Consider the following 449-nt stretch of genomic DNA (forward strand, 5'->3'; position numbering starts at 1 on the left):
CTCGCCGGCGCGCGCCGCCTCGATGGTGGCGTTGAGCGCCAGCAAATTGGTCTGGCCCGCAATGGTGTTGATCAGTTCGACGACGTCGCCGATCCGGGTCGCGGCCTTGGACAACTCGCCGACACGCTCATTGGTCCGGCGCGCCTGGTCGACGGCGTCGCTGGCCATGCGGGCGGATTCCTGCACCTGGCGGCTGATCTCGTTGACCGAGGACGACATTTCCTCGNGTCGCTGGCCATGCGGGCGGATTCCTGCACCTGGCGGCTGATCTCGTTGACCGAGGACGACATTTCCTCGGTCGCCGACGCCACCGACTGCACATTGGTCGAGGCCTCGTGCGAGGCCGACGCCACAGTGGTCGCCAGCGTCTGCGAGCGTGCGGCGGTCGAACTCAGCGAGGTGGCCGACGCTTCGAGCTCGGTCGAGGCATGGGACACGGTCTCGACGAT

1 pseudogene is annotated in these 449 nt (G+C 67.4%); it reads right to left on the reverse strand.

Going from position 1 to position 449, the window contains the following annotated elements:
* A pseudogene (locus HL671_RS38130) lies at window positions 1–449 on the reverse strand (methyl-accepting chemotaxis protein); the annotation flags it as partial.

The organism is Bradyrhizobium denitrificans (assembly GCF_013179005.1).
Lineage (GTDB): Bacteria > Pseudomonadota > Alphaproteobacteria > Rhizobiales > Xanthobacteraceae > Bradyrhizobium > Bradyrhizobium denitrificans.